This window comes from Rhodovibrio salinarum DSM 9154, from assembly GCF_000515255.1.
Lineage (GTDB): Bacteria > Pseudomonadota > Alphaproteobacteria > Kiloniellales > Rhodovibrionaceae > Rhodovibrio > Rhodovibrio salinarum.
Map to the genome: position 1 here is coordinate 1,449,872 of NZ_KI911559.1, position 21,034 is coordinate 1,470,905.

A 21,034-nucleotide genomic window follows, 5' to 3' on the forward strand; every position below is an offset into this window, starting at 1 on the left:
TTTGCTGGCTTCACGCGGGGCCGTCGGGCTAGATCAGCCCTTGGGCCTTCAACCATTCCTCGGCGACCATCTCCGGATCCATCTTATCGATACTCACCTTGGCGTTGAGCTTGGTCAGCGCTTTGGTGGACAAGGCGGCGGAGAGCTCGTTCAGTGCCGCTTCGATTTCCGGCGAGGTTGCATCGGCGCGGATCACGGGCACGAGGTTCTGGGCCGGGATCAGGTTCTTGTCGTCCTCGAGCGTGACCCAGCCGTTCTCGTCGATTGCGCCCTGCGTGGTGAACATGCGCGCGACGTCGATATCGCCATTCTGGAGCGCGTTCTTGGTCAGCGGCCCGCCCGCGTCGAGCGACCGGAACTCCTGGAACTCGATGCCGTAGACGTCCTTCAGGCCGGGCAGCCCGGCGTTACGCGTCTTCATCTCCGGCGGCCCGCCGATAATCAGTTCACCCGCCACGTCGGCCAGATCGGACACGGTGGTCAGGTTGTATTTCTCCGCGGTTTCCGCGCGGATGACCAGGGCGTCCTTGTCCTGTGCCGGAGAGGGCTCAAGGGCAACGATCCCCTCAGGCAGCCTCTCGCGGAGCTGGGTCAGGACCTCCTCCGGCTTGCGCGCGTGGGTCTCTCCGCTGGTGACGTAGGACAGCAGCGCCCCGGTGTATTCCGGCAAGGCCTCGATCTCGCCCTTGCGCAGGGCGGGGAAGACGATCTCGCGCGAGCCGAGGTTGAGGCGGGTCTCGACCTCGACGATACCGCGCGCTTCCAGGATGTCCTCGTACATGTTGGCGAGGATCAGTTGCTCGGGGAAATTGGTGGAGCCGACGATCAAGGTGTCGTCGGCCTTGGCCGAACCGATGCCCGCGAGGGTTCCCGCGGCGATTGCGGCCGCGCCAGCGAGCGCGGGCAGGGTATGTCGCAGGGCGTGCTGGGATAGCTGAGTCAGGCGGATCATGGAGTGCCTCCCTAGTGGCTTTTGTTCGTGTTTGCGGGTGTCCGACGCGTAGGAGGGGGAAATGTCATCGATTACGTCTGCTACGTCTGCGTCGGTCATGTGGATTAATGGTTGGAGGCCTAGTCTGCCCGGGCCCATGGCCGTGTGTCATCGGCAAGATGGGCTGGTGGTGCCGCCTGTCAACGAAACCGGGAGCGACGAAAGCGCCGGAGTAGGATGGCTCACGGCGTGGCCTGTTGGCGCATGCTTTGGAGAGCGCGCGGAACGATCACCCGCTGCAGGCCGGCCAGCAACAGCTCTGCTGTCATCGCCAGCACTGCCACTGCGATCGCGCCGCCCAGGACCTGGTCCATGCGGTGCTGCGCCAAGCCGTCGATGATGAAGCGGCCCAGCCCGCCCAAGCCGACATAGGCACCGATCGTCGCGGTGGCGATCACCTGCACCGTGGAGGTTCGGATGCCCGCCATGATCGCAGGCGCGGCGAGCGGCAATTCGACCTGTAGCAACCGCTGCCAGCCGGTCATGCCCATGCCGCGGGCGGCACCTGTGACCTGACGGTCGACGTCGCGCATGCCGACGTAGCTGTTGGTCACGATCGGCGGTATGGCGAGCGCGACCAGCGCGACGATCACCGGCAGGTCGCCATAGCCGGCGATGATGAACACCAGAATCACGATTCCGAACTCCGGCACCGCGCGGCCGATGTTGGAGACGTTGATCGCGAACAGCCCGCCCTTGCCCAGATGGCCCAGCCCGATGCCGACCGGCAGGGAGATCGCAAGTGCGATGGCGAGCGAGACCCCGGTGTAATACAGGTGTTCGATCACCCGGTTGGGAATCCCGTCGTTGCCTGTCCACCGTCCGGCCTCGGTGAACCAGGTCCAGAGATTCTGCAGCACCTCGACCGGGCTGCCGGCGCCGCGCATCATCAAAGAATCGCTGGCACAGCCCGTCAGCGCCAACAGTGTCAGGCTGGCAAGCGCGAGCGTGGTCCGCGATGACCGGGCGCCTGCGCTGGGCATGCGTTTGGGTGTCATGGCGATGGGTATCGCCCACCGCCGCACTCAGGTCAAACCCGTGCGTCCCGTTGAAGTCGCCGCTCGGCCGATGGGATCGCCCGGATAGGGATTAAGTCCGGAGTGTCATGCGTCGGCTTGTTGAGCCGTTTCTCGAGCCGCCGGTCTTGCGGGCACGGGATTCCGCCGCTGCTGGCCAACCGCTGAGATGGTCTGATATGAATGGGAGACGGCCCATCGTTGAGGCTGTCCAGGGACTTCGGGGGAAGAATTGAACAACGGGATGAAGCCGGTCGTCGCGGCGCTGGCCGCGGCGTTCCTGGTGGCGGTAACCCTGATCGCTGTGGTGCGTCCGGCGAGGGCCGATGAGCGTGCCTGGATCGTTGTCGATGCCGCGACGGGATCGGTGGTCAAGGCGCACCGCGCGCAGGCGCAGCACTATCCGGCCTCACTTACCAAGATGATGACGCTTTACATGGTGTTCGATGCGCTTGCGGCGGGCGAGCTGCATCTGGACGACACCATGTACGTCTCGCCGCACGCCCAGGAGATGCCGCCCACCGAACTGGGCCTGCGCGCCGGCGACCGGATCGACGTGGAGACGGCGATCAAGGCGCTCGTCACCAAGTCCGCGAATGATGCCGCCGTGGTGATTGCCGAGCATATGGCGGGGACCGAGTGGGACTTCGCCATGGATATGACGGCGCGGGCGGAGGAGCTTGGCCTGGACGATACCGAGTTCCGTAACGCTTCTGGCCTGCCAAACCCCTATCAGGTCACCACGGCGCAGGACATGGCGGTGCTCGCGCAGGCGCTGATCGACGACTACCCCGGCTACTACAAGTACTTTTCCCTGAAGCGGATGCGCTATCACGGGCGCGTCTACCGCAATCACAACAACCTGTTGGGCCGTTACGACGGGGTCGACGGCATCAAGACCGGTTACATCGACGCCTCCGGCTATAACCTGGTCGCCTCCGCCAAGCGGCAGGGCCGACGGGTGATCGCCGTGGCGCTCGGTGGGCGCAGCGCGGGCGCGCGCGACCGGCGCGTGGCGGACCTGCTCGACGTTGGCTTCAACCAGTTACCCAGCCAACTGCCGCCCGTCCCCAAGGCCAAACCGGGGCGTGGCCGCTATGCCGTCCAGGTCGGTGCGTTCGCCAGCGAACCTGCGGCCAAGCGGATCACCAAACGGGCGTTGGAGGAGGCGCGCTCGGCGCTGGCGGGGGGCATCCGTCGGGTCGCCCACCTGAGCGAGCGCGATCTCTACCGGGCCCGGGTAACCGGTTTGACCAGCGGGGCAGCGGAACAGGCCTGCCAGCGCCTGAAACGCCGCGGGATGGAGTGCCTGGTCGTGCGTGGGACGCCGACCCAGATCGCCGATGGTAGTTGATTGCCTGTTGCCCGCCGGACGCGCGATATAGGCGCGCATGAAGCATCCATGCGGCGGCCCACCCGGGGCGGCCACGGACCCCAGTAAGGAGCCTCCTGGATGGAGACGTTGGCCGCGCTTGCCACACTCTGGTTTGTTCACCTGCTTGCGGTGATGTCACCTGGACCGAGCTTGGTCGTGGTCGCGCGCAGCGCGATCGCCGGATCCCGCACGCGCGGCATGTGGGTGGCGCTCGGCCTGGGCCTGGGCACGCTGGTTTGGTCGTTGGCCGCGATGTTTGGTCTCAACGCGCTGTTTGCGCTCGCGCCCTGGCTTTATACGGGGATCAAGGTCGCCGGCGCGATTTTCTTGCTTTATATCGCGGTGATGATGTGGCGCCATGCCCGGGATCCGGTGCCGACCGGGGAGACAATGGGGTCGGACTCCGAGGATAGGCCGGACTTGCTGAAGCGGCCGGGGGCGGCCGTACGCCTGGGCCTGTTGACCCAACTGTCCAATCCGAAGGTTGCTGTCTTTTTCGGATCGATTTTCGTGACGTTGTTGCCGGCCGCGCCGTCGCCCGCCGTGCAGGCGGCCGTGATTGCCATCCTCTGCCTCAACGAGGTGGCATGGTATACGGCCGTCGCCTACGCCTTCGGCGTGCAGCGCCTGCGTCGGGGCTACGCCCGGGCGAAGGCGTGGATTGACCGGACTTGTGGCGGCTTTTTAACGCTTCTGGGGCTTCGGCTGGTCTTGGATGTTCGGTGAGGGCCCGTTTGGCGCGGGTTAGAACCAGATCTTGCCGTCCGCTTCCGGGTCCTCGATGTGGCTGTAGTCGCCGTATTGGTAGGCCTGTTCGATCATATCGGTCGGCACTTCCGCGACGTAGCCGCTATGCCCTTTGGCGGGTTTCGGCCGTCCGGCACCCGCGACCAGATCGGCGATGATCCGGCGCAGTAAAAGATTCTGACGCAGCAGGCTATCGATGTCACGGTGGCTGACGTGACCGTCCGCGTCCGCCCATCGCTCAAACACCTCCCGCTCGCTTGCGCCCAGGGCGTTGGCATCGATATCTCCGGCCGCAGTCTGCTCACCCGGTGTTGAGGCCAAGGATGTCGCGGCGAGCTTGTAGTCCAACTGACCCATTGTTTTCTTCGTCCTATTCATCGGCATGTGCGGGATTGCTGTAACACCTAAGTGATTTACATTTCCTTGCGTCCACGTCAAATGCGCGAAAAGTTATCGTCGGACATAGCGCACTAGGCGTATGGATGTGCGGTTGTATCCATTAGGATATTCGTGTCTTGGTGCTATGTAACCATCTAATACTTATGGATAGATGTGGTGGGAAATTTACGTAAAATAGGGTCTGTAATGTGCGGAACCCTTCTGGATTTTATCTAAAAACACATCGAGTGATGTGTGGTGCGACCCTGAACACGGTCGGCGTGCACCTGATTTTTGGGCGCACTGCGTGACAACGGACAGCCACAGTATGTGAGAACCTTGTTGCTCAGCCGTGCAGCCCTCCCGCGTCGCATACTGGGTCATCACCTCTTCCTTTGGACAGACACACCGACACGTCCGAAGAGGCGAATGATATGCAGGAGCGCTTTGAGATAGCTGTTGCCCGGGAGTTGCCGGCTGTACGCCGCTACGCGGCAACCTTGGCGCACGACCGCGCTGACGCAGACGACCTCGCTCAGGATACGCTGGAACGCGCGCTGATGCGTCCGCAACAGTATCGCGAGGGCACGCACCTGCGTGCCTGGCTTTACAGCATCCTGCGTAGCCGGTTCTTCAACCAGCGCCGCGACGCGGTCACGCGGTCGACTGCCTTGGCCCGGCGGTATCCGGTTCTCGGCTCATCGACCGTTGACGCCAATCAGGAAGCGCACGCGGAACTCCGTGAGATCAGTTCCGCCATGCAGCGCCTGTCAGATGATCATTTGGCGGTGCTTCAACTGACCGTACTGGACGGCTGCAGCTACGAAGAGACCGCCCGGCGTCTGAGTATGCCGGTCGGGACGGTACGCTCGCGATTGGCGCGGGCGCGTCAGCAGTTGCAGGCTGACCAGCCGCACCAGTGGCACTAACCAAGCGGCCCCGGTAGCGCTATGCGCAACCGGGGCTATAACGTCGGCGGGACACGGGGCTATCCACCCCTGGGTCCGCTTAGCGCGATCCGCCGTGGCGCTCGCCCAGCAGCAGGCCCACAATCAGTCCGCCGATCAGGGTGATGGCCAGGGTCGCCATCGGGTTTTCGCGGGCGCGGTGCTCAAGCCGGCGGCCCGTTTCCTGAGCGGCCTCACGCCCGCGGGCCGCCTGGCCGCGGCCGATCGCGTTCACATCGCGCGCCAGACCTTCCACATCGTCCTGCAGACGCTGCAGGCGCTGGCGCAGGATGTCGCTTTCGCCGCCGGTGTTCCGGTTGCCCTGGGCATTCTTATCGCCGGTATCCTGGGTGTTGGCGTAGGTCTGTTCCGCCATCTTCATCTCCTCTCGTTCGTGACTCGTGACTCATAGGGGGATCCGTAGACGATGGCTGCCCACGGGCACGCCCTCGTCTGTACCTATGCAACACATGACCGACCGCTTGAGTTCCATGCATCTGGTCAAGGCGGTGTCGACGAACGCAAAAATCCTTTGGAACTGGCGGGCTCATCCGGGTGTTGTAATAGGTGACGACATCGCTCGCCCTGCAGAGATATCACTGCTTTGAACGGAAAGGATCGCGGTCCCATGACTTCCCACGGCTTCGCCGACATGCTTGCGCGCGTCTGCACGGCCATTGCGCTGCTGGGGCTCGCCGGGATCGTGTTGGTTGCAACGCTTGGCGGGATTGCGGCGTCCATTTTTCTCGGGCTCGCCGAACTGCTGCACCCGGCCTGGGCGGCGCTTGGCACGGCGGCGGCTGGACTCGTATTCGTGGCCGGATGCCTTTTATTCGCCCGCGTGGTCGCGCGGTCGCCGGCGCGCCGCGAGCCGCGGCGACCGGAAAGCGCGCCGCAGGATGGTGTGGCGGATAATGGTGACGCGGACGCCGCCGAAGACGACCTTGCCCGGCTTCAGGCGCTTGCGGAGCGGGTGGAGCCGGCTGCGCGCCGGAATCTCGGACCGCTCGGGCTGGCGGCGTTCGCGCTCGGCGTGTTGCTGGGGCGGCGGCCCGATTTGCGGCGGGAGTTGATCGCTGCCCTGAAGGAGCGGGCATAGATCGTCGCATCGGGTGGAACCGGGGGCATAGGTTGGGTGTTGCCCACCTAGGACAGGCCGCCCCTGGCAACGCAACCGGATCGGCGTCTGGCCAGTGACCCCAAGCGATCCAGTGAACCCGCGCGATGCGGTGCGGCGCGCTTTCCGAGCGATTACCACGAAAAGACAGGAGACGAGGACGGTTTGACCTCCACTACCATCGACATTCACGGGCGCCACGACACCCATCGGCTGAGCGGCGAGATCGACGGCTCGCAGAACCTTGCCTTCATGATCGATGCCGCCGTCAAAGCCTGTCGCGACCTTTGGCATCCCGTAGAAGCCCATAAGGTTGACCACGGTGCACGCGCCGATGAGGCCGACTTCGAACCGGATAGCTGGATGAACGCCGGCTTGCTCACGGCCACTCTGGTGCGCACGGCCGCCGAGAACGGCTTTACTCTCGACCTGATCGGCGCCGACGAACCGGACGCCGATGTTCCGGAGGCGCACGTTGTGCTGGTTCAGGACGAGTTGAAGCCGCGAACGGTGGACGTGCAGTTGGAAGAAAGCGGCGTCCAGCGGTTCCATGGCCGGGTAACCGATTTCGTCGGCTGGGCCAAAGCGGTGTGATGCCTGATCCCGCCGCCGTCTGCGCCATAATTCCGGTTTGGGAGACGGCGCAGGCGCGGCTTACTCGGCACTCTGCCGGCAGACGGACTCGAGGCCCCCGCGGGGCTCGTAGTCGCGTACGCCTTCGAGCAACCAGGCGTCGACGGGATGATTGGCGTCCGAGCGCAGCACGTGAATGTCGCCCGTACCTTCCATGATCACCGCCTGGACCTGTTCGAGATCGTGGACGTTCGAGCTGCGCAACGTGCTGCGCAGGTCGTCCTCGGTGATCCGGGCGACCGCCATGTTGGTGGGCAGCAACCGGCCGCGCGGCCCCATAAGCAGGATCGGCCGGTTATCCAGGATCTTTTCCGCGGCCCGGAAGCGCCCGCGGATCTTCGAGATCGCCAGTTGCAGCGCGTAGAGCGCGATGATGCCCGCGATTCCGCGGCTGAGCGCCGGGCTGTCGGAGACGATGGTGGTCGCGATCGTGGAGCCGATCGCGATCGTGATCGCGATGTCGAAGTTGGACATTTCGGCGAAACTGCGCACGCCAGCCAGACGCGCACAGGCCAGGATCACGGCGTACATCACAACCGCGCTCGCCCCGACGTAGAGCAACTCACTAGGGGGAACCTGCAAAAAGTCGGTGGGGGACACGAGCGGTCTCCGTTCTTGAGGTCGGGAGTGAACACACGCAGCCCCACCGCACCCGCGCCCGGTGGGCTGGGTGTCGACGGGGCGCGTGCGCGGATGTGAGCTTGAAGTGGGCGGCTACACCGCCATCACGGTGCCGAGCTGCTCGTGCAACTCCTCGGTCTGGGCGTTGACCAGTTCCTTCTTGATCTCGCCCACCACCATCTTGCGGGTGTCGTCGTCCAGCTCATTGCGCAGGTGACCCATCTCCTTGGGCGGCGCGACCAGCACCAGGCGGTCGAACTCGTGGCGCTTGCGGGCATGGATCAGCACCTCCGCCACCTCGTGGGCGAAGCGCTCCTTGGCGAACTCGTGATGGTCGACCTTCGGGGTGAGGCCGTGGCCATCGCCGCCAGGGCCTTTTCCGAAGCCCGCCTGATCGCGCGTCAGCTCGCGGTCGGGCGGCAGGGCCTGCTGCATCGCGCGGTCTCTGGCGGATTGCAGACCCTTCTCCGGACCCAGGTTTTCCAGAAAACGGGCCCGCCGCCCATCGGCCACCAGGACCCAGGTGCGTATCGGCTTCATCGGGGACTCCTTAGCCGTGTATTGCGGATCGGGCGGGCGTATCCCGCCCCGTTAAGGCACAACACCTGGGGACCGGCTCTGGTTCCGGTTTAATCCCACATCTGTTGGCTAGCCGCCGATCTCTGGCATCTTCGGCAGGAAGTCGCCGCGCCGTGAAAGCACGAAGTCCTGGAAGACACGCGCGGTTTTGGTCGGATCGCGGTCGGCGCGGCGGATCAGGTACCATTGCCGGCCGATCGGCAGGCCGGGGGCCTTTACCGTCGCCAGTTTGCCCTCGGCAATCTCGGTATGGACCGTGTGCGCGGAGATGATCGCGATGCCAAGGCCGGCCATCACCGCCTGCTTGATCGTCTCGTTGGTCCCCATCTCGTAGACGTGAAACGGCCGGTCGCTCTCCAGCCGATCCAGGAAACGCCACATCAGCGTTCGCGTGCCCGAGCCCTCCTCGCGGGTCAGGAAGGTACATTCCGCCAGGTCTTGCGCGCTGACCTCGTCTTTCTGGACCAGCCAGCTGTCCGGCTGGGCCACCAGTAGGTAGGGGTGTTCGCCCAGCGTCTCCTGCACCACCTCGATATGCTTGGGCGGCCGGCCCATGATCGCCAGATCGTATTGCCGGCGGTCCAGGCCGGCGATGATGTCGTCACGGTTGCCGATCGATAGGTGCACCCGGATATCCGGATAGGCTTGCATGAAAGCGGCGACCAAACGCGGAGCGAAGTATTTGCCGGTGGAAACCACACCCAGCGTGACCGCGCCGGTGGCCCCGGCCTGCAACGCTTCGATCCGGCTGCGGCATCGCTCGACCACCGCGTCCATGTCGTTGGCTGCCTCCAGAAGCTCCAGGCCGATCGGGGTGGCCTCCAAGCCGTCGCGGTCGCGGGTGTAGATCGGCGCGCCCACGCTGCGTTCCAGAATCTTCAGTTGGGTGGTCACCGCAGGCGGGGTGACGCACAGCTCCTGTGCGGCGGCGGTTACCGATCCGTTGCGGATCGTGGCTGCAAACGCCCGGAGCTGGCGGAGCGACAGGCTACGCAGGTCGGCCATATAGTTCTCCTTAATCTGAATTCTAGAATATTAAATTTTGTTTTGTAAGGCAAAGCGCCAAAGTGCCGGCGTGCCCAAAAAGGCGCGGCGCTGGACTCTGGGCTTCCTGGTGGTGCGACGCGGGAAAGGCTTGCGCAGAATGGGGGTATGGGCGCACTCCCGAAGAGGTGCGAGCACGGCGCAGATGCCACCAGGACGTCAGTTGAGAGGGGAGAGACGAGTATGGCGAGCGAGCCCGAGGTCACGGCCGCCAAGACACGCGAAACGTTGAACGACTATCTGGCCCGATGGGCTGGTCAGGACGAGGAACGCACGGCAACCGCGGATACGCTCCTGCGGATGTGCGACGCCGCCGCGGAGATCGCCCGACAGATTGGCTGGGGGCCCCTGGGCGGTCCGCTCGCCGAGGAGGTCGGGGGCGAGAACGCCGCCGGCGATACCCAGAAAACGCTTGATGTTACTGCCAACGAGCTGCTGCTGGACGCGCTGCGCGAGGCGCCGGTCGCCTACTACGCCAGCGAGGAAAGCGAGCAGATCCAGACGCTCGATCCCGCCGCGCCGGTTTCGGTCGCGGTGGACCCGCTGGACGGGTCCTCGAACATCGAGCTCAACGTTTCGGTCGGCAGCATCTTCTCGATCTTCCCCACCGTGCCCGGCGGGGCGGAATCCTCCCTGTTTCGTCCTGGGCGCGAACAGCTTGCGGCGGGCTATTTCGTCTATGGTCCGCACACCTCGCTGATAATCACGTTGGGCGAGGGGACGGATCATTACGTTCTCGACCCGAAGACGCTGCAGTTCCGCCTGGTCGAACGCGGCGTGCAGATCCCGCGGGAGACCAAGGAGTTCGCGATCAACGCCTCGAACTACCGGGAATGGTATCCGCCGATCCGATCCTTCGTCGACGATCTGCTGGAAGGCGAACAAGGGCCGCGCGGCAAGAAGTTCAACATGCGTTGGGTCGCCTCGCTGGTCGCGGAGGTGCATCGGATCATGATGCGCGGTGGCGTGTTTCTCTACCCGAACGATCAGCGCCGTGGCTATCAGAACGGGCGCCTGCGCCTGGTCTACGAGGCGGCGCCGATGGCCTTCCTGGTGGAGCAGGCCGGGGGCGGCGCCACCGATGGGACCGAACGTATTCTGGATAAGGTGCCGAGCGACCTGCACCAGCGTGTGCCGTTGGTGATCGGGTCGCTGACCAAGGTGGAGCGGGTCGCGAAGTACTACACCGACCCCAGCTTCGAGCGCACCCAGTCGCCCTTGTTCGCCGAGCGCGGGCTGTTTCAGAGGTAAGTAACGAGAAAGAGACACGGAGACGGGCAGATGTCGATCCGACATCCGATTATTTCGGTGACCGGGTCCTCCGGGGCCGGGACATCGACGGTCAAACATACATTCGACCAAATCTTCCGGCGTGAGGGGGTGAAGCCGGCGACGATCGAGGGCGATGCCTTCCACCGCTTTAACCGCAAGGACATGAAGGCGGAATTGCATCGCCATGCGGAGGAAAACAACAACACCTTCAGCCACTTTTCGATCGAGGCGAACCGGCTGAAGGATCTGGAGGAGACTTTCCGTGCCTATGGCGAGACCGGCACGGGGCGTACCCGCCACTACGTCCACACCCACCAGGAGGCCGAGCAGCACGGCGTCGATGTCGGGCACTTCACCGAATGGGAGGACCTCGACCCGGACAGCGATCTCTTGTTCTACGAGGGACTCCACGGGGCGGTGAAGACGGAGGACATCAATATCGCCGGCCACGCCGACCTCAAGATCGGGGTCGTCCCGGTAATCAACCTGGAGTGGATCCAGAAGATCCACCGTGACAAGGCCGCCCGCGGCTATTCGACCGAGGATGTCGCGGACACGATCCTGCGCCGGATGCATTCCTACGTGAACGTGATCTGCCCGCAGTTCACCCAGACCGACATCAACTTCCAGCGGGTGCCGGTGGTGGATACCTCCAATCCCTTCATCGCGCGTTGGATCCCAACCCCGGACGAAAGCCTGGTGGTGATCCGCTTCCGCGATCCGCGCGGCATCGACTTTCCGTACCTGATCTCGATGATCCAGGGCAGTTGGATGAGCCGCGCGAACTCGATCGTCATTCCGGGCTCCAAGCTGGACCTCGCGATGCAATTGATCCTGACCCCGATGATCCGGCGGTTGGTCGAACGCGCCCGACGGGCGCACTGACCGCCGGCGGCGAACAGCACCCGGGGCTGCCGTCCGTTTCCGACGACCCCCGCCCTTATATGACCGACGCATGGGAGAGCACCCGATGGAAGGTTCCAGCAACCAGCCGCTCAGCACCAAGGAGCGCTACAAGGAAGGCGTTCTGAACTACCGCGACATGGGCTTCTGGCGTCCGGACTACGAGCCCGTCGAGACCGACATACTGGCCGTCTTCCGGATCACCCCACAGGACGGCGTCGATCCGATCGAGGCCGCGGCCGCCGTGGCGGGCGAAAGCTCCACCGCGACCTGGACGGTGGTCTGGACCGACCGCCTGACTGCTTACGACAAGTACCGCGGCAAGGCCTACCACGTCGAACAGGTCCCGGGCACCGAGGACCAGTGGTTCGCCTACATCGCCTACGACCTGGATCTGTTCGAGCCGGGCTCGATCACCAACGTCACCGCCTCGATCATCGGTAACGTGTTCGGCTTCAAGCCGCTCAAGGGCCTGCGGCTGGAGGACATGCGTTTCCCGGTCGCCTACGTGAAGACGTTCCACGGCCCGGCAACCGGTATCGTCGTCGAGCGTGAGCGGCTGGACAAGTTCGGTCGGCCGCTCTTGGGTGCCACGGTCAAGCCGAAGCTGGGCCTGTCGGGGCGTAACTACGGTCGCGTCGTGTACGAAGCGCTGAAAGGCGGCCTCGACTTCACCAAGGACGACGAGAACATCAACTCGCAGCCGTTCATGCACTGGCGTGACCGCTTCCTCTACTGCATGGAAGCGGTCAACAAGGCCGAGGCGGCGACCGGCGAGATCAAGGGCACCTATCTGAACGTCACCGCCCCGGACATCGAGCAGATGTACGAACGCGCGGAGTTCGCAAAGGAGCTCGGTTCGCCGATCATCATGGTCGACCTAGTGGTCGGCTACACCGGCATCCAGTCGCTCGCCAACTGGTGCCGGCGCAACAACATGATCCTGCACCTGCACCGCGCCGGCCACAGCACCTACACCCGGCAGAAGACCCATGGCGTCTCCTTCCGCGTGATCTCCAAATGGATGCGTCTGATCGGCGTCGACCACATCCACGCCGGTACGGTGGTCGGCAAGCTGGAAGGCGATCCGATGACCACGGCCGGCTACTACGACGTCTGCCGTGAGGAACGGAATCCGAAGAACCTGGAGAAGGGGCTGTTCTTCGACCAGGAGTGGGCGAGTCTGAATCGTACCTTCCCGGTCGCCTCCGGCGGTATCCACGCCGGGCAGATGCACCAGCTGCTGCACTACCTGGGCGAGGACACGATCCTGCAGTTCGGGGGCGGCACGATCGGCCACCCGATGGGCATCGAAGCCGGCGCGACGGCCAACCGCGTTGCGCTCGAGGCGATGATCCTGGCGCGCAACGAGGGCCGGGACATCTGGAACGAGGGGCCGGACATCCTGCGCGAGGCCGCCAAGTGGTGTTCGCCGTTGCAGAAGGCCCTGGATACCTGGGGCGACGTGACCTTCAACTACGCCTCCACCGACAGCCCGGACTACGTCACGACGCCGACCAGCGCGTAACGCCTGTTCCGTACGCAATACCCGCACGCAAGCGAGGACCGACATGCGACTGACCCAGGGCACCTTCTCCTTCCTGCCCGATCTGAGCGACGACCAGATCTACAAGCAGGTGCAGTACGCCATCGACAATGGCTGGGCCGTGAGCCTGGAATACACCGACGATCCGCATCCCCGGAACACCTACTGGGAGATCTGGAACCGTCCGATGTTCGACAATCCAGACGCCCAGGCGCTGATCGAGGAGTTGAAGGAGGCGCGTGCGCAATTCCCGAACTACTACATCCGGATCGTGGCGTTCGATAACAGCCACGGCTGGGAGGCACCGCGCCTGTCCTTCATCGCTCACCGCCCGCCGGAGGAACCGGGCTTCCGCCTGGAGCGCATGGAAGGTCCGCAGCGCCGTCAGCACTTCAGCCTGCAGCCCTATGCCAGCGCCAAGCCAACCGGCCAGCGCTACAAGAGTGCGAAGTAAGGGCTAAGTTCCCCGCGCCGCCATTGGGAGGACTGGGACGGGGAGGTTGCACGGTCCATGCTGGCGGCAACCTCCTCCCCGAATTCCTCTTCCCATTGGCGGCGAGGGAGTCCCGTGTGTGACGTCAAGGAATCCGCCATGGCCGACGACTTTGATCCGCAGCGCCCGAGCCGCCGGCCGCGCACCCAGGCTTCCGGCACCAGCGAACCTGCGGAAAGCGGCCGCGAGCAAAAGTCTGCCGAGCCTGCGCCCAGCGCGGTCGACCTGGGCGCCGAGTGGCAGAAGGCCGGCGTGCAGGAGGTGCTGGACGAGCTCGACCGTCAGTTGATCGGTCTGCAGCCGGTCAAGCGCCGAATCCGCGAGACGGCAGCGCTCCTGCTGGTCGAGCGGGCGCGCACGCGCATGGGCCTGACCCACGAGGCGCCGACGCTGCACATGTCCTTCACCGGCAATCCGGGCACGGGCAAGACCACGGTCGCCATGCGCATGGCCGACCTGCTGCACCGCCTGGGCTATCTGCGCCGTGGGCACGTCGTGAACGTCTCGCGTGACGATCTGGTCGGGCAGTACATCGGCCACACCGCGCCGAAGACGAAGGAAGTCGTGAAGAAGGCGATGGGCGGGGTGCTGTTCATCGACGAGGCCTACAATCTCTACCGCCCGGAGAACGAGCGCGATTACGGCCACGAGTGCATCGAGATCCTGCTGCAGGTGATGGAGAACCACCGCGACGATCTGGTGGTGATCCTGGCCGGCTATACCGGCGCGATGGCGAAGTTCTTCCAGTCCAATCCAGGCTTCCGTTCGCGCATCGCCCACCACATCGACTTCCCGGATTTCCAGGACGACGAACTGTTGGCGATCGCCAAACTGATGCTGGGCGAACATCACTACAAGCTGACGCCGGCGGGCGAGCAGGCGCTGCAGGAATACATCGCCAAGCGCCGTGCGCAGCCGCATTTCGCCAACGCCCGCAGCGTGCGCAATGCCCTCGACCGCGCGCGGCTGCGTCAGGCTATGCGCCTGTTCGAGACCGCGGACGGCCCGCTCGACGCCGAGGCGCTGTCGACCATCGATGCCCCGGACATCTATGCCAGCCGGGTATTCAAAGGCGGCCTGGACAGCGACCACGCCAGTCCGGAGAACGACGGTCAGCCGGCGGGGTAGGGCAGGTCGGCGCTTTGGGCGGTTACTCCGCTGCCATGCGCTCGCGCGTCAACTCCCAGGCCTGGGGAGCCATGGCGGGCAGGTCGGCATTCGCCTCCGCCATTTCTAGAAATGCCCGAGCGCAGGCGTTGGCCGGGCGCATGTCGTGAAGCGACAGGCGTAGGCCGTGCCAAAGCATGGCCGCCGCGCAGGGACCGGGCGCGGCCTTGGCGCTGAGGTCGCGCGCGTGCGCGGCGCCGGCCTCGGTGATCGACACGCGCCACCTGTCAGGCAGGCCGCGGGTGTCGAGTGCGACGAAGCCGGTCTCGTGCAGGTCGTACAGGCGCCCTTGCACCAGTTCGGTCGTTGGTGTGAACCAGTGACCGCTCAATGCGCCCAGACGCGCCGGCAGCTCGCCCACGCGGGGCGTCTCTTCGCGCGCCACCAGCAGCACCGACAGGTCGATGATCTCGTTGACGCTTAGACCGGCCATCGCCGTTTCTCCCATTCGCGGATCCAAGAGGGGCTCGAAAAAGGACTGCCCGTTTTAAAAGCGGGTTAGTGGACAGCCGCGCTGCCGGGAGCCGTCGCGGCTGGCCAGTCGTGCGGGCTCGCCGTCGGGGCGAGGGCTTGCGGCTGGTCGATGGCGACCGGGAGCTCGACCTGAGAGAGCGCGTGGGCCAGACGCATCGCGGCGCGCGTCGCCTCCCGCGCGGCAACCGGTGAGAGCAGGCTGCGCAGCAGCTGTTCGCAACCGGACCGGTCGCCGTCCTGCGCGGCGGCGACGGCCGCCAGCACCTGGGCTTCGTCCGGGCTGACCTGTTTGCAGCAGAAGCAGCCGATCGCCACCGGCTTCACCGCCGCGCCGTCGAGCCAGTCGAAGATTTGATCGAAGTCGCGCGCGACCTCCGGCACGCCGGCGACCTGAAAGCCGTGGTCGATCCGCGCCCGCGCGTCCTCGCCCTTGCGCTTGCAGACGAGGCGGGTGCGTAAACACCAGACCGTGAATTGCGCCCCGCTCGCCAGATCCTTTGTCAGGCTCGCCTCGAACGCTGCTGCGTGCATCGCCGCCATCCCGGGCCTCGCTCTCCTGCAATTGCAAATCATTCGCAATTATAAGCTGCCCGCCGCGTAACCATCTGTCAAACCCGATGTTTTGGAATTCTTCCAAGGAGACGCGCGGCGCGGGGCGCCGTCGGGTTTGAACCGGATGCGTAGCTGAGGAATACTCATGTGATCGGGCCTGGGCATGGGAATGTGCACGGGCATAAAGCCGCAGAAAAACAGCCGCAGAAAGCTGTGGCGGCGATCTAGGAGGTTTCGGCTCATGTGCAATATATTTGCGGGGCAAGACCCGGAAAGTTACGCCTGTATCACGCGTTCCGTCCGTCTTTCCGGTCACGCGACCAGCATTCGATTGGAAGCGCAGTTCTGGTCGATCATCGACGAGATCGCGCAGTATCAGGGGCTCAGCACGCCCCGCTTTCTGAGCAAGCTGTATGATGAGGCGTTGGAGATTCACGGCGAGGTCGGGAATTTCACCTCGCTGCTGCGCAACGCCTGCGTGATCTATCTGCGCCAGCCGGAGGCGGTGCCCCGTGCCGAGGCGCTGCTCCACCCGGTCTAGCCGTAGGGTGCGCCCGCGTCCGGCTTCCCCGGTCTATCGGCTCTGGCGGGGGCGTATCTGGGGTGTAGTACCCGGCTAATACCGGCCGCAGCAGCGGCCGGGTAATCTTGTGGATCGAACCGGACTCCGACGATCCCGGCACGGGTACGTGCGGGAGCGCCTGGCAGGTTCGAGCCCATTGCCCCGGGGCGTTCCAGAACACAACAAGAAGCGCCGCTGGGGTCCGTTCGCCATGAGGAGGTAAGCGCCCGCCATGATTGGCAAATCCCCCGGCATGAACCGCCGACAATTTCTGCAATCCGGCACGACCGCCGCTGGCGTGGTCGCGTTCGGTCTTCCCGTGATCACCGCACCGGATAAATCCTGGGCGGTGGAGCTTTCCGGCACGTTGGACCAGCATACGGCGGACACGCTGCTCGTCATGGCGCGGCGCCTGTACCCCCACCGCACTTTGAACGACGTCTATTACGGCCATGTGGTCGATGCGCTCGACCGGGCCGCGAAGGCGGACCGGGAACTCGCCCGCCTGCTCACCGATGGGGTGAAGCAGCTCGATACCGTCAAGCACCTGCGGTTCCTGGACCTGTCTCCGGGCTATCAGGTCGAGGTGCTGGAGGCGATGCAGGACCAGCCGTTCTTCGAGAAGGTCCGTTCCACCGAGGTCGTTGCGCTCTACAACGACCAGTTGGTCTGGCGCCATTTCGGTTATGAAGGGGCCTCGTTCCGCTATGGCGGGTACATCAACCGGGGCTTCAACGATCTGTCCTGGCTGCCGGAACCGCCTCCCGAGGCCAGCCCGCCCGCGCACGGCGATCTGGATTAGGGGAGGCACGGACCATGGCACGCATCGACCTGAACGACGACAGCGCGGTCGTCATCATCGGCTCCGGCGCGGGCGGCGGTACGCTCGCCAACGAACTCTGTCAGAAGGGCATCAAGACCGTTCTGCTGGAGGCCGGCAAACGCCACGAGATCGAGGATTTCGTCAACGACGAGTGGGCGTCTTTCTCCCAGCTCGCCTGGCTCGACATGCGCACCACCTCGGGTAGCTGGCGGATCGCCGAGGACTTCGAGAACCTGCCGGCCTGGATCGTCAAGTCGGTGGGCGGCTCGACCGTGCACTGGGCGGGCGCGAGCCTCCGTTTCCAGGAGCACGAGTTCAAGGCACGCACCACCTATGGCGCGATCGAGGGCGCCAACCTGCTTGACTGGCCGATCAGCCTGCAGGACCTGGAGCCCTATTACACGCGCGCCGAGGACAAGATGGGCGTGACCCGGACGAACGGCATTCCGGGCCTGCCGGGCAACAACAACTTCAAGGTGATGTATAACGGTGCCACGCGGATCGGCTACAAGGAGGTCCACACCGGCCGTATGGCGATCAACAGCCGCCCGCGCGACGGCCGGGCGGCCTGCATGCAGATCGGCTTCTGCTTCCAGGGGTGCAAGTCGGGCGCCAAGTGGTCGACGCTCTATACCGAGGTTCCCAAGGCGGAGGCGACCGGCAACCTCGACCTGCGGCCGGAAAGCCAGGTGATCCGGATCGAGCACGATAAGGCGGGCAAGGCTTCCGGCGTCGTCTACGTCGACAAGAACGGCAACCGCCAGCGCCAGAAGGCTCGCGTGGTGGCGGTCGCGGGCAACTCGATCGAGACTCCCCGGCTGCTGCTGCTCTCGGAAAGCGCGCAGTTCCCGGATGGGCTGGCCAACGCCTCCGGCCAGGTCGGGCGCAACTACATGCGGCATATGACAGGGTCGGTCTACGGCGTCTTCGACAAGCCGGTGAACGCCTATCGGGGCACGACGATGGCCGGCATCATCTCCGATGAGGTGGGCAACAATCCCGATCGCGGCTTCGTCGGCGGCTACGAGATGGAGACGCTGTTCCTGGGCCTGCCGTTCATGGCGGCTTTCCTGGATCCCGGGTCCTGGGGCGCCCGCTTCGCCGCGCACATGGATGCCTACGATCACATGGCTGGCATGTGGCTGGTGGGCGAGGACATGCCGCAGGAGTCCAATCGCATCACCCTGCACGACAGCGTGACCGACAAGAACGGGCTCGCGGTGCCGAACGTTCACTTCGACGATCACGCCAACTACATCGCCATGCGTTCCCATGCCTACAAGCAAGGCGCGGCGGTCTACGAGGCGGCCGGGGCGCTGGAGACGATCGAGACCCCGCCCTATCCCTCGACCCATAATCTGGGCACCTGCCGGATGAGTGCGCGGGCGGCGGACGGCGTCTGCAACGGCTTCGGCCAGACGCACGAAATCCCCAACCTGTTCATCTCGGATGGCAGCCAGTTCACAACCGGGGGCGGTGAGAATCCGACGCTCACCATCGTCTCGCTGGCGATCCGACAGGCGGAATACATCGCGCAGCAGATGGGCCAGAAAGCCATCTGACGCGCCGTGAGGACACGGGCGGCGGGCCTTGACCTCGCCGTCCGTGCGGCGTCTTTTGGCGGCCGCGTCTTACCCAATCATTATTCTACCTTGCATGGGAGCCTGTAGCTCAAGATGGCGAAACTCGTTCACATGATGGTCCGGGTGGTCGACCTGGACCGATCGATCCAATGGTACCGGCAGGCGTTCGGGCTGGAGCCGGCGGCCCGCTTCGAATTCGACAGCTTCGATCTGGTCTATCTGCGCAATCCGGAAAACGACTTCGAGCTGGAGTTGACCGCGAACAAGGACCGCCAGCAGCCCTACGACCTCGGGGAGGGCTATGGCCACGTCGCCGTGGTGGTCGACGACCTGGACGCCGAGCACGCCCGCTTTACGGCCGAGGGCTTCCAGCCCAAGGACATCAAGCAGCTCGAACACGGCGGGGAAAAGCTTGCGCGCTTCTTCTTCGTCGAGGACCCCGACGGCTACAAGTGCGAGGTCATGGAGCGCTACGGGCGCTATCAGTAGGCGGGGGCTATCGCGCTGCTGCCACCGCTTGGGCACGGCCCCAATCGACTTCTACGCCCAGCCCCGGAGTCTGCGGCACCACGGCGAGCCCGTCGGCGAAGCTGACGCCGTCGGCCAGGATGCCGTCCTCCAGGGTCAGAAAGGAAACATGGCCCTCGCAGTCGACCGGGTAGTGGGTCGTCAGCGCGCTGGCGAGCTGGGCGCTGGCGCTGTCGCCCAGCAGGGTGAAGGGGTTGGTGTCGACACTGACACCGATCCCCGCCGCCTCGCAGAGCGTCGCGATCCGCATTGCCGGGTGCAGGCCGCCGACCCGATTCAGCTTGATCACCACCCGGTCGCAGGCCTCCGCCCGGATCAGCTGCATCACCGCTTCGGGCGAGCGCACCGGCTCGTCCAGGACGATCGGGACGCCGGCGATCCGGCGCAGCTGGGCGTGGCCGCTATTGTTCTCGTAGCCCAGCGGCTGTTCGATCGACAGGTTGGGCCGGTCGGCGAAGACGCGCAGTGCGGCGGCGGCGTCGCCGGCGTTGCGCCAGCCCTGGTTGGCGTCGGCGTCGATCATGACCTCGGGCCCGACGGCGTCGAGCGCGGCCGTCAGCTTCTCCAGCTCCGCCGCCAGCCCGGCGCGCGACCAGCCGTGCGCCAGCAGGCTTTCGCCGACCTTGATCTTCAGGGCCTTGAAGCCCTGCGCGACGAAGTCCCGCGCGCCTTCGGCCATCGCCTCGGGGGTGGCGTGGTATAGGTTGGTGAGCTGCTCCAGCCGGTCGCGGTAACGCCCACCCAGGAGCATCGACGCCGGCACGCCCAGCGCTTTCCCGACCAGATCGTGCAGGGCCATGTCGACGCCTGCGCGCGCCGCGTTGCCGCCCGGTGCCGCGCCGGCATAGCAAGCCAGCATCGCCGCATGCGCGCCCGCGATATTGTCCGCCGGATGGCCTTTGAGTGCTTCGGCGTAGAGCGCCAGCACCGAGTCCATCTGCCTACGGGTTTCGCCGAGGTACCAAGTCTGTGTCGTCGCCTCGCCAAAGCCTACCGTGCCGTCGGCGGCGGTGAGGCGGACCAGCAGCGATGGCAGTTCCCCAGGCCAAACGGAATCCGAGTCGCCGTAGCCTTCTTTCACCAGGCGTGGGGTGAGCGGGACCCAATCGAGGGCGGCGATGGCGAGATCGTTGGGCATGGCGGCGGCCTTTCGCACACGAGAGGAGGGGGCGGCAGCCTAGGCATCCGCTTCGGGCACAGCAAAGACGTGCTGTCACCCCGCAACGGAATTTGCGCGCCGCGCGTGTGTCGGTCGCCTCATGTCGCGGTTTCCTGGTTGTCTGCCGGCGGTGTCTTGCCGACGGCGGCCCAGGCATCCGCCTCCCGGTCGTAGTTGCCGGCGTAGGCGAAGGCACCGGGCCGGTCGGGATGCTGCAGCGTGCCGGCGTAAAGGTCGCGCCAAGCGACCCAGGTCCCCGGCCGGCCCCCGGAGGGGTGCACGTAGGAGCGGTCCATGATCCGGGGCTGCGCCATCCAACTTTCCTTTTGCCAGGGCGTGCGCCGCCCAGTCTCAGTCTAGCACACCGTCGGCCATCGGCGTGGGACGGCATGGCCCTGCGAAATGGGCGGTGTCGGGGTGTGACAGCGAGGGCGCGTATGGCCCACAAAGCGGTCACTTCCCCGACCGGCATAAGATTAACAGAGTTGAGAGAGTGTTAAGGCTTGCCGTGACGTGCCATGCCG

Annotated in this window: 25 protein-coding genes; 14 read left to right on the forward strand and 11 right to left on the reverse strand. The window is 65.1% G+C overall.

Annotation, left to right across the window (positions count from 1 at the left end; genetic code table 11):
- Positions 1 to 28: 28 nt before the first annotated feature.
- The gene (locus RHOSA_RS20950) at positions 29 to 952 is read right to left on the reverse strand and encodes an ABC transporter substrate-binding protein (RefSeq protein ID WP_037255831.1); all 924 of its coding nucleotides are present in this window, start codon (positions 950 to 952) and stop codon (positions 29 to 31) included.
- A gap of 221 nt (positions 953 to 1,173) precedes the next feature.
- The gene (locus RHOSA_RS0106720; protein WP_200371949.1) at positions 1,174 to 1,989 is read right to left on the reverse strand and encodes an ABC transporter permease; all 816 of its coding nucleotides are present in this window, start codon (positions 1,987 to 1,989) and stop codon (positions 1,174 to 1,176) included.
- Between the two features lie 262 nt (positions 1,990 to 2,251).
- Between RHOSA_RS0106720 and RHOSA_RS20955 the strand changes: the two genes are divergently transcribed.
- A complete protein-coding gene (locus RHOSA_RS20955) occupies positions 2,252 to 3,361 on the forward strand; it encodes a D-alanyl-D-alanine carboxypeptidase (RefSeq protein WP_051431890.1) in 1,110 nt (369 codons plus the stop codon).
- A gap of 108 nt (positions 3,362 to 3,469) precedes the next feature.
- Entirely contained in the window at positions 3,470 to 4,108 is a 639-nt protein-coding gene (locus RHOSA_RS0106730) for a LysE family translocator (protein WP_200371948.1), read from the forward strand.
- Positions 4,109 to 4,126: 18 nt separating this feature from the next.
- Here RHOSA_RS0106730 and RHOSA_RS0106735 read toward each other — a convergent pair whose 3' ends face one another.
- Positions 4,127 to 4,486: a hypothetical protein gene (locus tag RHOSA_RS0106735; RefSeq protein WP_027288076.1), complete on the reverse strand. Its 360-nt coding sequence runs from the start codon at positions 4,484 to 4,486 to the stop codon at positions 4,127 to 4,129.
- Between the two features lie 455 nt (positions 4,487 to 4,941).
- Between RHOSA_RS0106735 and RHOSA_RS0106740 the strand changes: the two genes are divergently transcribed.
- Positions 4,942 to 5,436, forward strand: a complete 495-nt coding sequence (locus RHOSA_RS0106740; protein WP_027288077.1) for an RNA polymerase sigma factor — start codon at positions 4,942 to 4,944, stop codon at positions 5,434 to 5,436.
- A gap of 79 nt (positions 5,437 to 5,515) precedes the next feature.
- On the opposite strand, the gene RHOSA_RS0106745 is transcribed toward RHOSA_RS0106740, so the two are convergent.
- Positions 5,516 to 5,830, reverse strand: coding sequence for a hypothetical protein (locus RHOSA_RS0106745; protein WP_156092592.1), 315 nt, complete (start codon positions 5,828 to 5,830; stop codon positions 5,516 to 5,518).
- Between the two features lie 252 nt (positions 5,831 to 6,082).
- On the opposite strand from RHOSA_RS0106745, the gene RHOSA_RS0106750 reads away from it, so the two are divergent.
- Both RHOSA_RS0106750 and RHOSA_RS0106755 read left to right on the forward strand, forming a co-directional pair.
- Positions 6,083 to 6,553: a hypothetical protein gene (locus RHOSA_RS0106750; protein ID WP_027288079.1), complete on the forward strand. Its 471-nt coding sequence runs from the start codon at positions 6,083 to 6,085 to the stop codon at positions 6,551 to 6,553.
- Positions 6,554 to 6,736: 183 nt separating this feature from the next.
- Positions 6,737 to 7,165 carry a hypothetical protein gene (locus RHOSA_RS0106755; protein WP_027288080.1) on the forward strand — a complete coding sequence of 143 codons (429 nt, stop codon included), beginning with the start codon at positions 6,737 to 6,739 and terminating at the stop codon, positions 7,163 to 7,165.
- Between the two features lie 60 nt (positions 7,166 to 7,225).
- Here the strand turns inward: RHOSA_RS0106755 and RHOSA_RS20960 are convergent, their stop codons facing one another.
- The 3 genes from RHOSA_RS20960 to RHOSA_RS0106770 all read right to left on the reverse strand — a co-directional run bounded on the left by RHOSA_RS20960 (position 7,226) and on the right by RHOSA_RS0106770 (position 9,409).
- Positions 7,226 to 7,804, reverse strand: a complete 579-nt coding sequence (locus tag RHOSA_RS20960; RefSeq protein ID WP_200371947.1) for a DUF421 domain-containing protein — start codon at positions 7,802 to 7,804, stop codon at positions 7,226 to 7,228.
- A gap of 114 nt (positions 7,805 to 7,918) precedes the next feature.
- Complete coding sequence (locus RHOSA_RS0106765; RefSeq protein WP_027288081.1) at positions 7,919 to 8,365, reverse strand: baeRF12 domain-containing protein; 447 nt, start codon at positions 8,363 to 8,365, stop codon at positions 7,919 to 7,921.
- Positions 8,366 to 8,473: 108 nt separating this feature from the next.
- Positions 8,474 to 9,409: a LysR family transcriptional regulator gene (locus RHOSA_RS0106770; RefSeq protein ID WP_037255834.1), complete on the reverse strand. Its 936-nt coding sequence runs from the start codon at positions 9,407 to 9,409 to the stop codon at positions 8,474 to 8,476.
- 222 nt (positions 9,410 to 9,631) lie between these two features.
- Between RHOSA_RS0106770 and RHOSA_RS0106775 the strand changes: the two genes are divergently transcribed.
- The 5 genes from RHOSA_RS0106775 to cbbX all read left to right on the forward strand — a co-directional run bounded on the left by RHOSA_RS0106775 (position 9,632) and on the right by cbbX (position 14,790).
- Complete coding sequence (locus RHOSA_RS0106775) at positions 9,632 to 10,699, forward strand: class 1 fructose-bisphosphatase (protein WP_051431892.1); 1,068 nt, start codon at positions 9,632 to 9,634, stop codon at positions 10,697 to 10,699.
- Between the two features lie 30 nt (positions 10,700 to 10,729).
- Positions 10,730 to 11,605: a phosphoribulokinase gene (locus tag RHOSA_RS0106780; protein ID WP_027288084.1), complete on the forward strand. Its 876-nt coding sequence runs from the start codon at positions 10,730 to 10,732 to the stop codon at positions 11,603 to 11,605.
- An 85-nt stretch (positions 11,606 to 11,690) separates the two neighbouring features.
- Positions 11,691 to 13,151: a form I ribulose bisphosphate carboxylase large subunit gene (locus tag RHOSA_RS0106785; protein WP_027288085.1), complete on the forward strand. Its 1,461-nt coding sequence runs from the start codon at positions 11,691 to 11,693 to the stop codon at positions 13,149 to 13,151.
- Positions 13,152 to 13,194: 43 nt separating this feature from the next.
- Entirely contained in the window at positions 13,195 to 13,623 is a 429-nt protein-coding gene (locus tag RHOSA_RS0106790) for a ribulose bisphosphate carboxylase small subunit (RefSeq protein ID WP_027288086.1), read from the forward strand.
- 138 nt (positions 13,624 to 13,761) lie between these two features.
- Positions 13,762 to 14,790, forward strand: a complete 1,029-nt coding sequence (gene cbbX / locus RHOSA_RS20965) for a CbbX protein (protein ID WP_081728540.1) — start codon at positions 13,762 to 13,764, stop codon at positions 14,788 to 14,790.
- Positions 14,791 to 14,812: 22 nt separating this feature from the next.
- On the opposite strand, the gene RHOSA_RS0106800 is transcribed toward cbbX, so the two are convergent.
- Both RHOSA_RS0106800 and RHOSA_RS0106805 read right to left on the reverse strand, forming a co-directional pair.
- The gene (locus tag RHOSA_RS0106800; protein WP_027288087.1) at positions 14,813 to 15,262 is read right to left on the reverse strand and encodes a hypothetical protein; all 450 of its coding nucleotides are present in this window, start codon (positions 15,260 to 15,262) and stop codon (positions 14,813 to 14,815) included.
- 65 nt (positions 15,263 to 15,327) lie between these two features.
- On the reverse strand, positions 15,328 to 15,843 hold the full coding sequence (locus tag RHOSA_RS0106805; RefSeq protein WP_027288088.1) for a hypothetical protein: 516 nt from the start codon (positions 15,841 to 15,843) through the stop codon (positions 15,328 to 15,330).
- Positions 15,844 to 16,096: 253 nt separating this feature from the next.
- On the opposite strand from RHOSA_RS0106805, the gene RHOSA_RS0106810 reads away from it, so the two are divergent.
- The 4 genes from RHOSA_RS0106810 (at position 16,097) to RHOSA_RS0106825 (ending at position 19,312) form a co-directional block, all read left to right on the forward strand.
- A complete protein-coding gene (locus tag RHOSA_RS0106810) occupies positions 16,097 to 16,396 on the forward strand; it encodes a ribbon-helix-helix domain-containing protein (protein WP_027288089.1) in 300 nt (99 codons plus the stop codon).
- A gap of 253 nt (positions 16,397 to 16,649) precedes the next feature.
- Entirely contained in the window at positions 16,650 to 17,219 is a 570-nt protein-coding gene (locus tag RHOSA_RS0106815) for a twin-arginine translocation signal domain-containing protein (RefSeq protein ID WP_027288090.1), read from the forward strand.
- A 14-nt stretch (positions 17,220 to 17,233) separates the two neighbouring features.
- Complete coding sequence (locus RHOSA_RS0106820; protein ID WP_027288091.1) at positions 17,234 to 18,802, forward strand: GMC family oxidoreductase; 1,569 nt, start codon at positions 17,234 to 17,236, stop codon at positions 18,800 to 18,802.
- A 114-nt stretch (positions 18,803 to 18,916) separates the two neighbouring features.
- Positions 18,917 to 19,312 (forward strand): VOC family protein, encoded by a 396-nt coding sequence (locus RHOSA_RS0106825; protein WP_027288092.1) that lies wholly within the window; start codon positions 18,917 to 18,919, stop codon positions 19,310 to 19,312.
- 7 nt (positions 19,313 to 19,319) lie between these two features.
- Here RHOSA_RS0106825 and RHOSA_RS0106830 read toward each other — a convergent pair whose 3' ends face one another.
- Together RHOSA_RS0106830 and RHOSA_RS0106835 are read right to left on the reverse strand one after the other, a co-directional pair.
- Positions 19,320 to 20,489: a mandelate racemase/muconate lactonizing enzyme family protein gene (locus tag RHOSA_RS0106830; protein WP_027288093.1), complete on the reverse strand. Its 1,170-nt coding sequence runs from the start codon at positions 20,487 to 20,489 to the stop codon at positions 19,320 to 19,322.
- Positions 20,490 to 20,608: 119 nt separating this feature from the next.
- Positions 20,609 to 20,824, reverse strand: coding sequence for a hypothetical protein (locus RHOSA_RS0106835; protein ID WP_027288094.1), 216 nt, complete (start codon positions 20,822 to 20,824; stop codon positions 20,609 to 20,611).
- Positions 20,825 to 21,034: the final 210 nt, after the last annotated feature.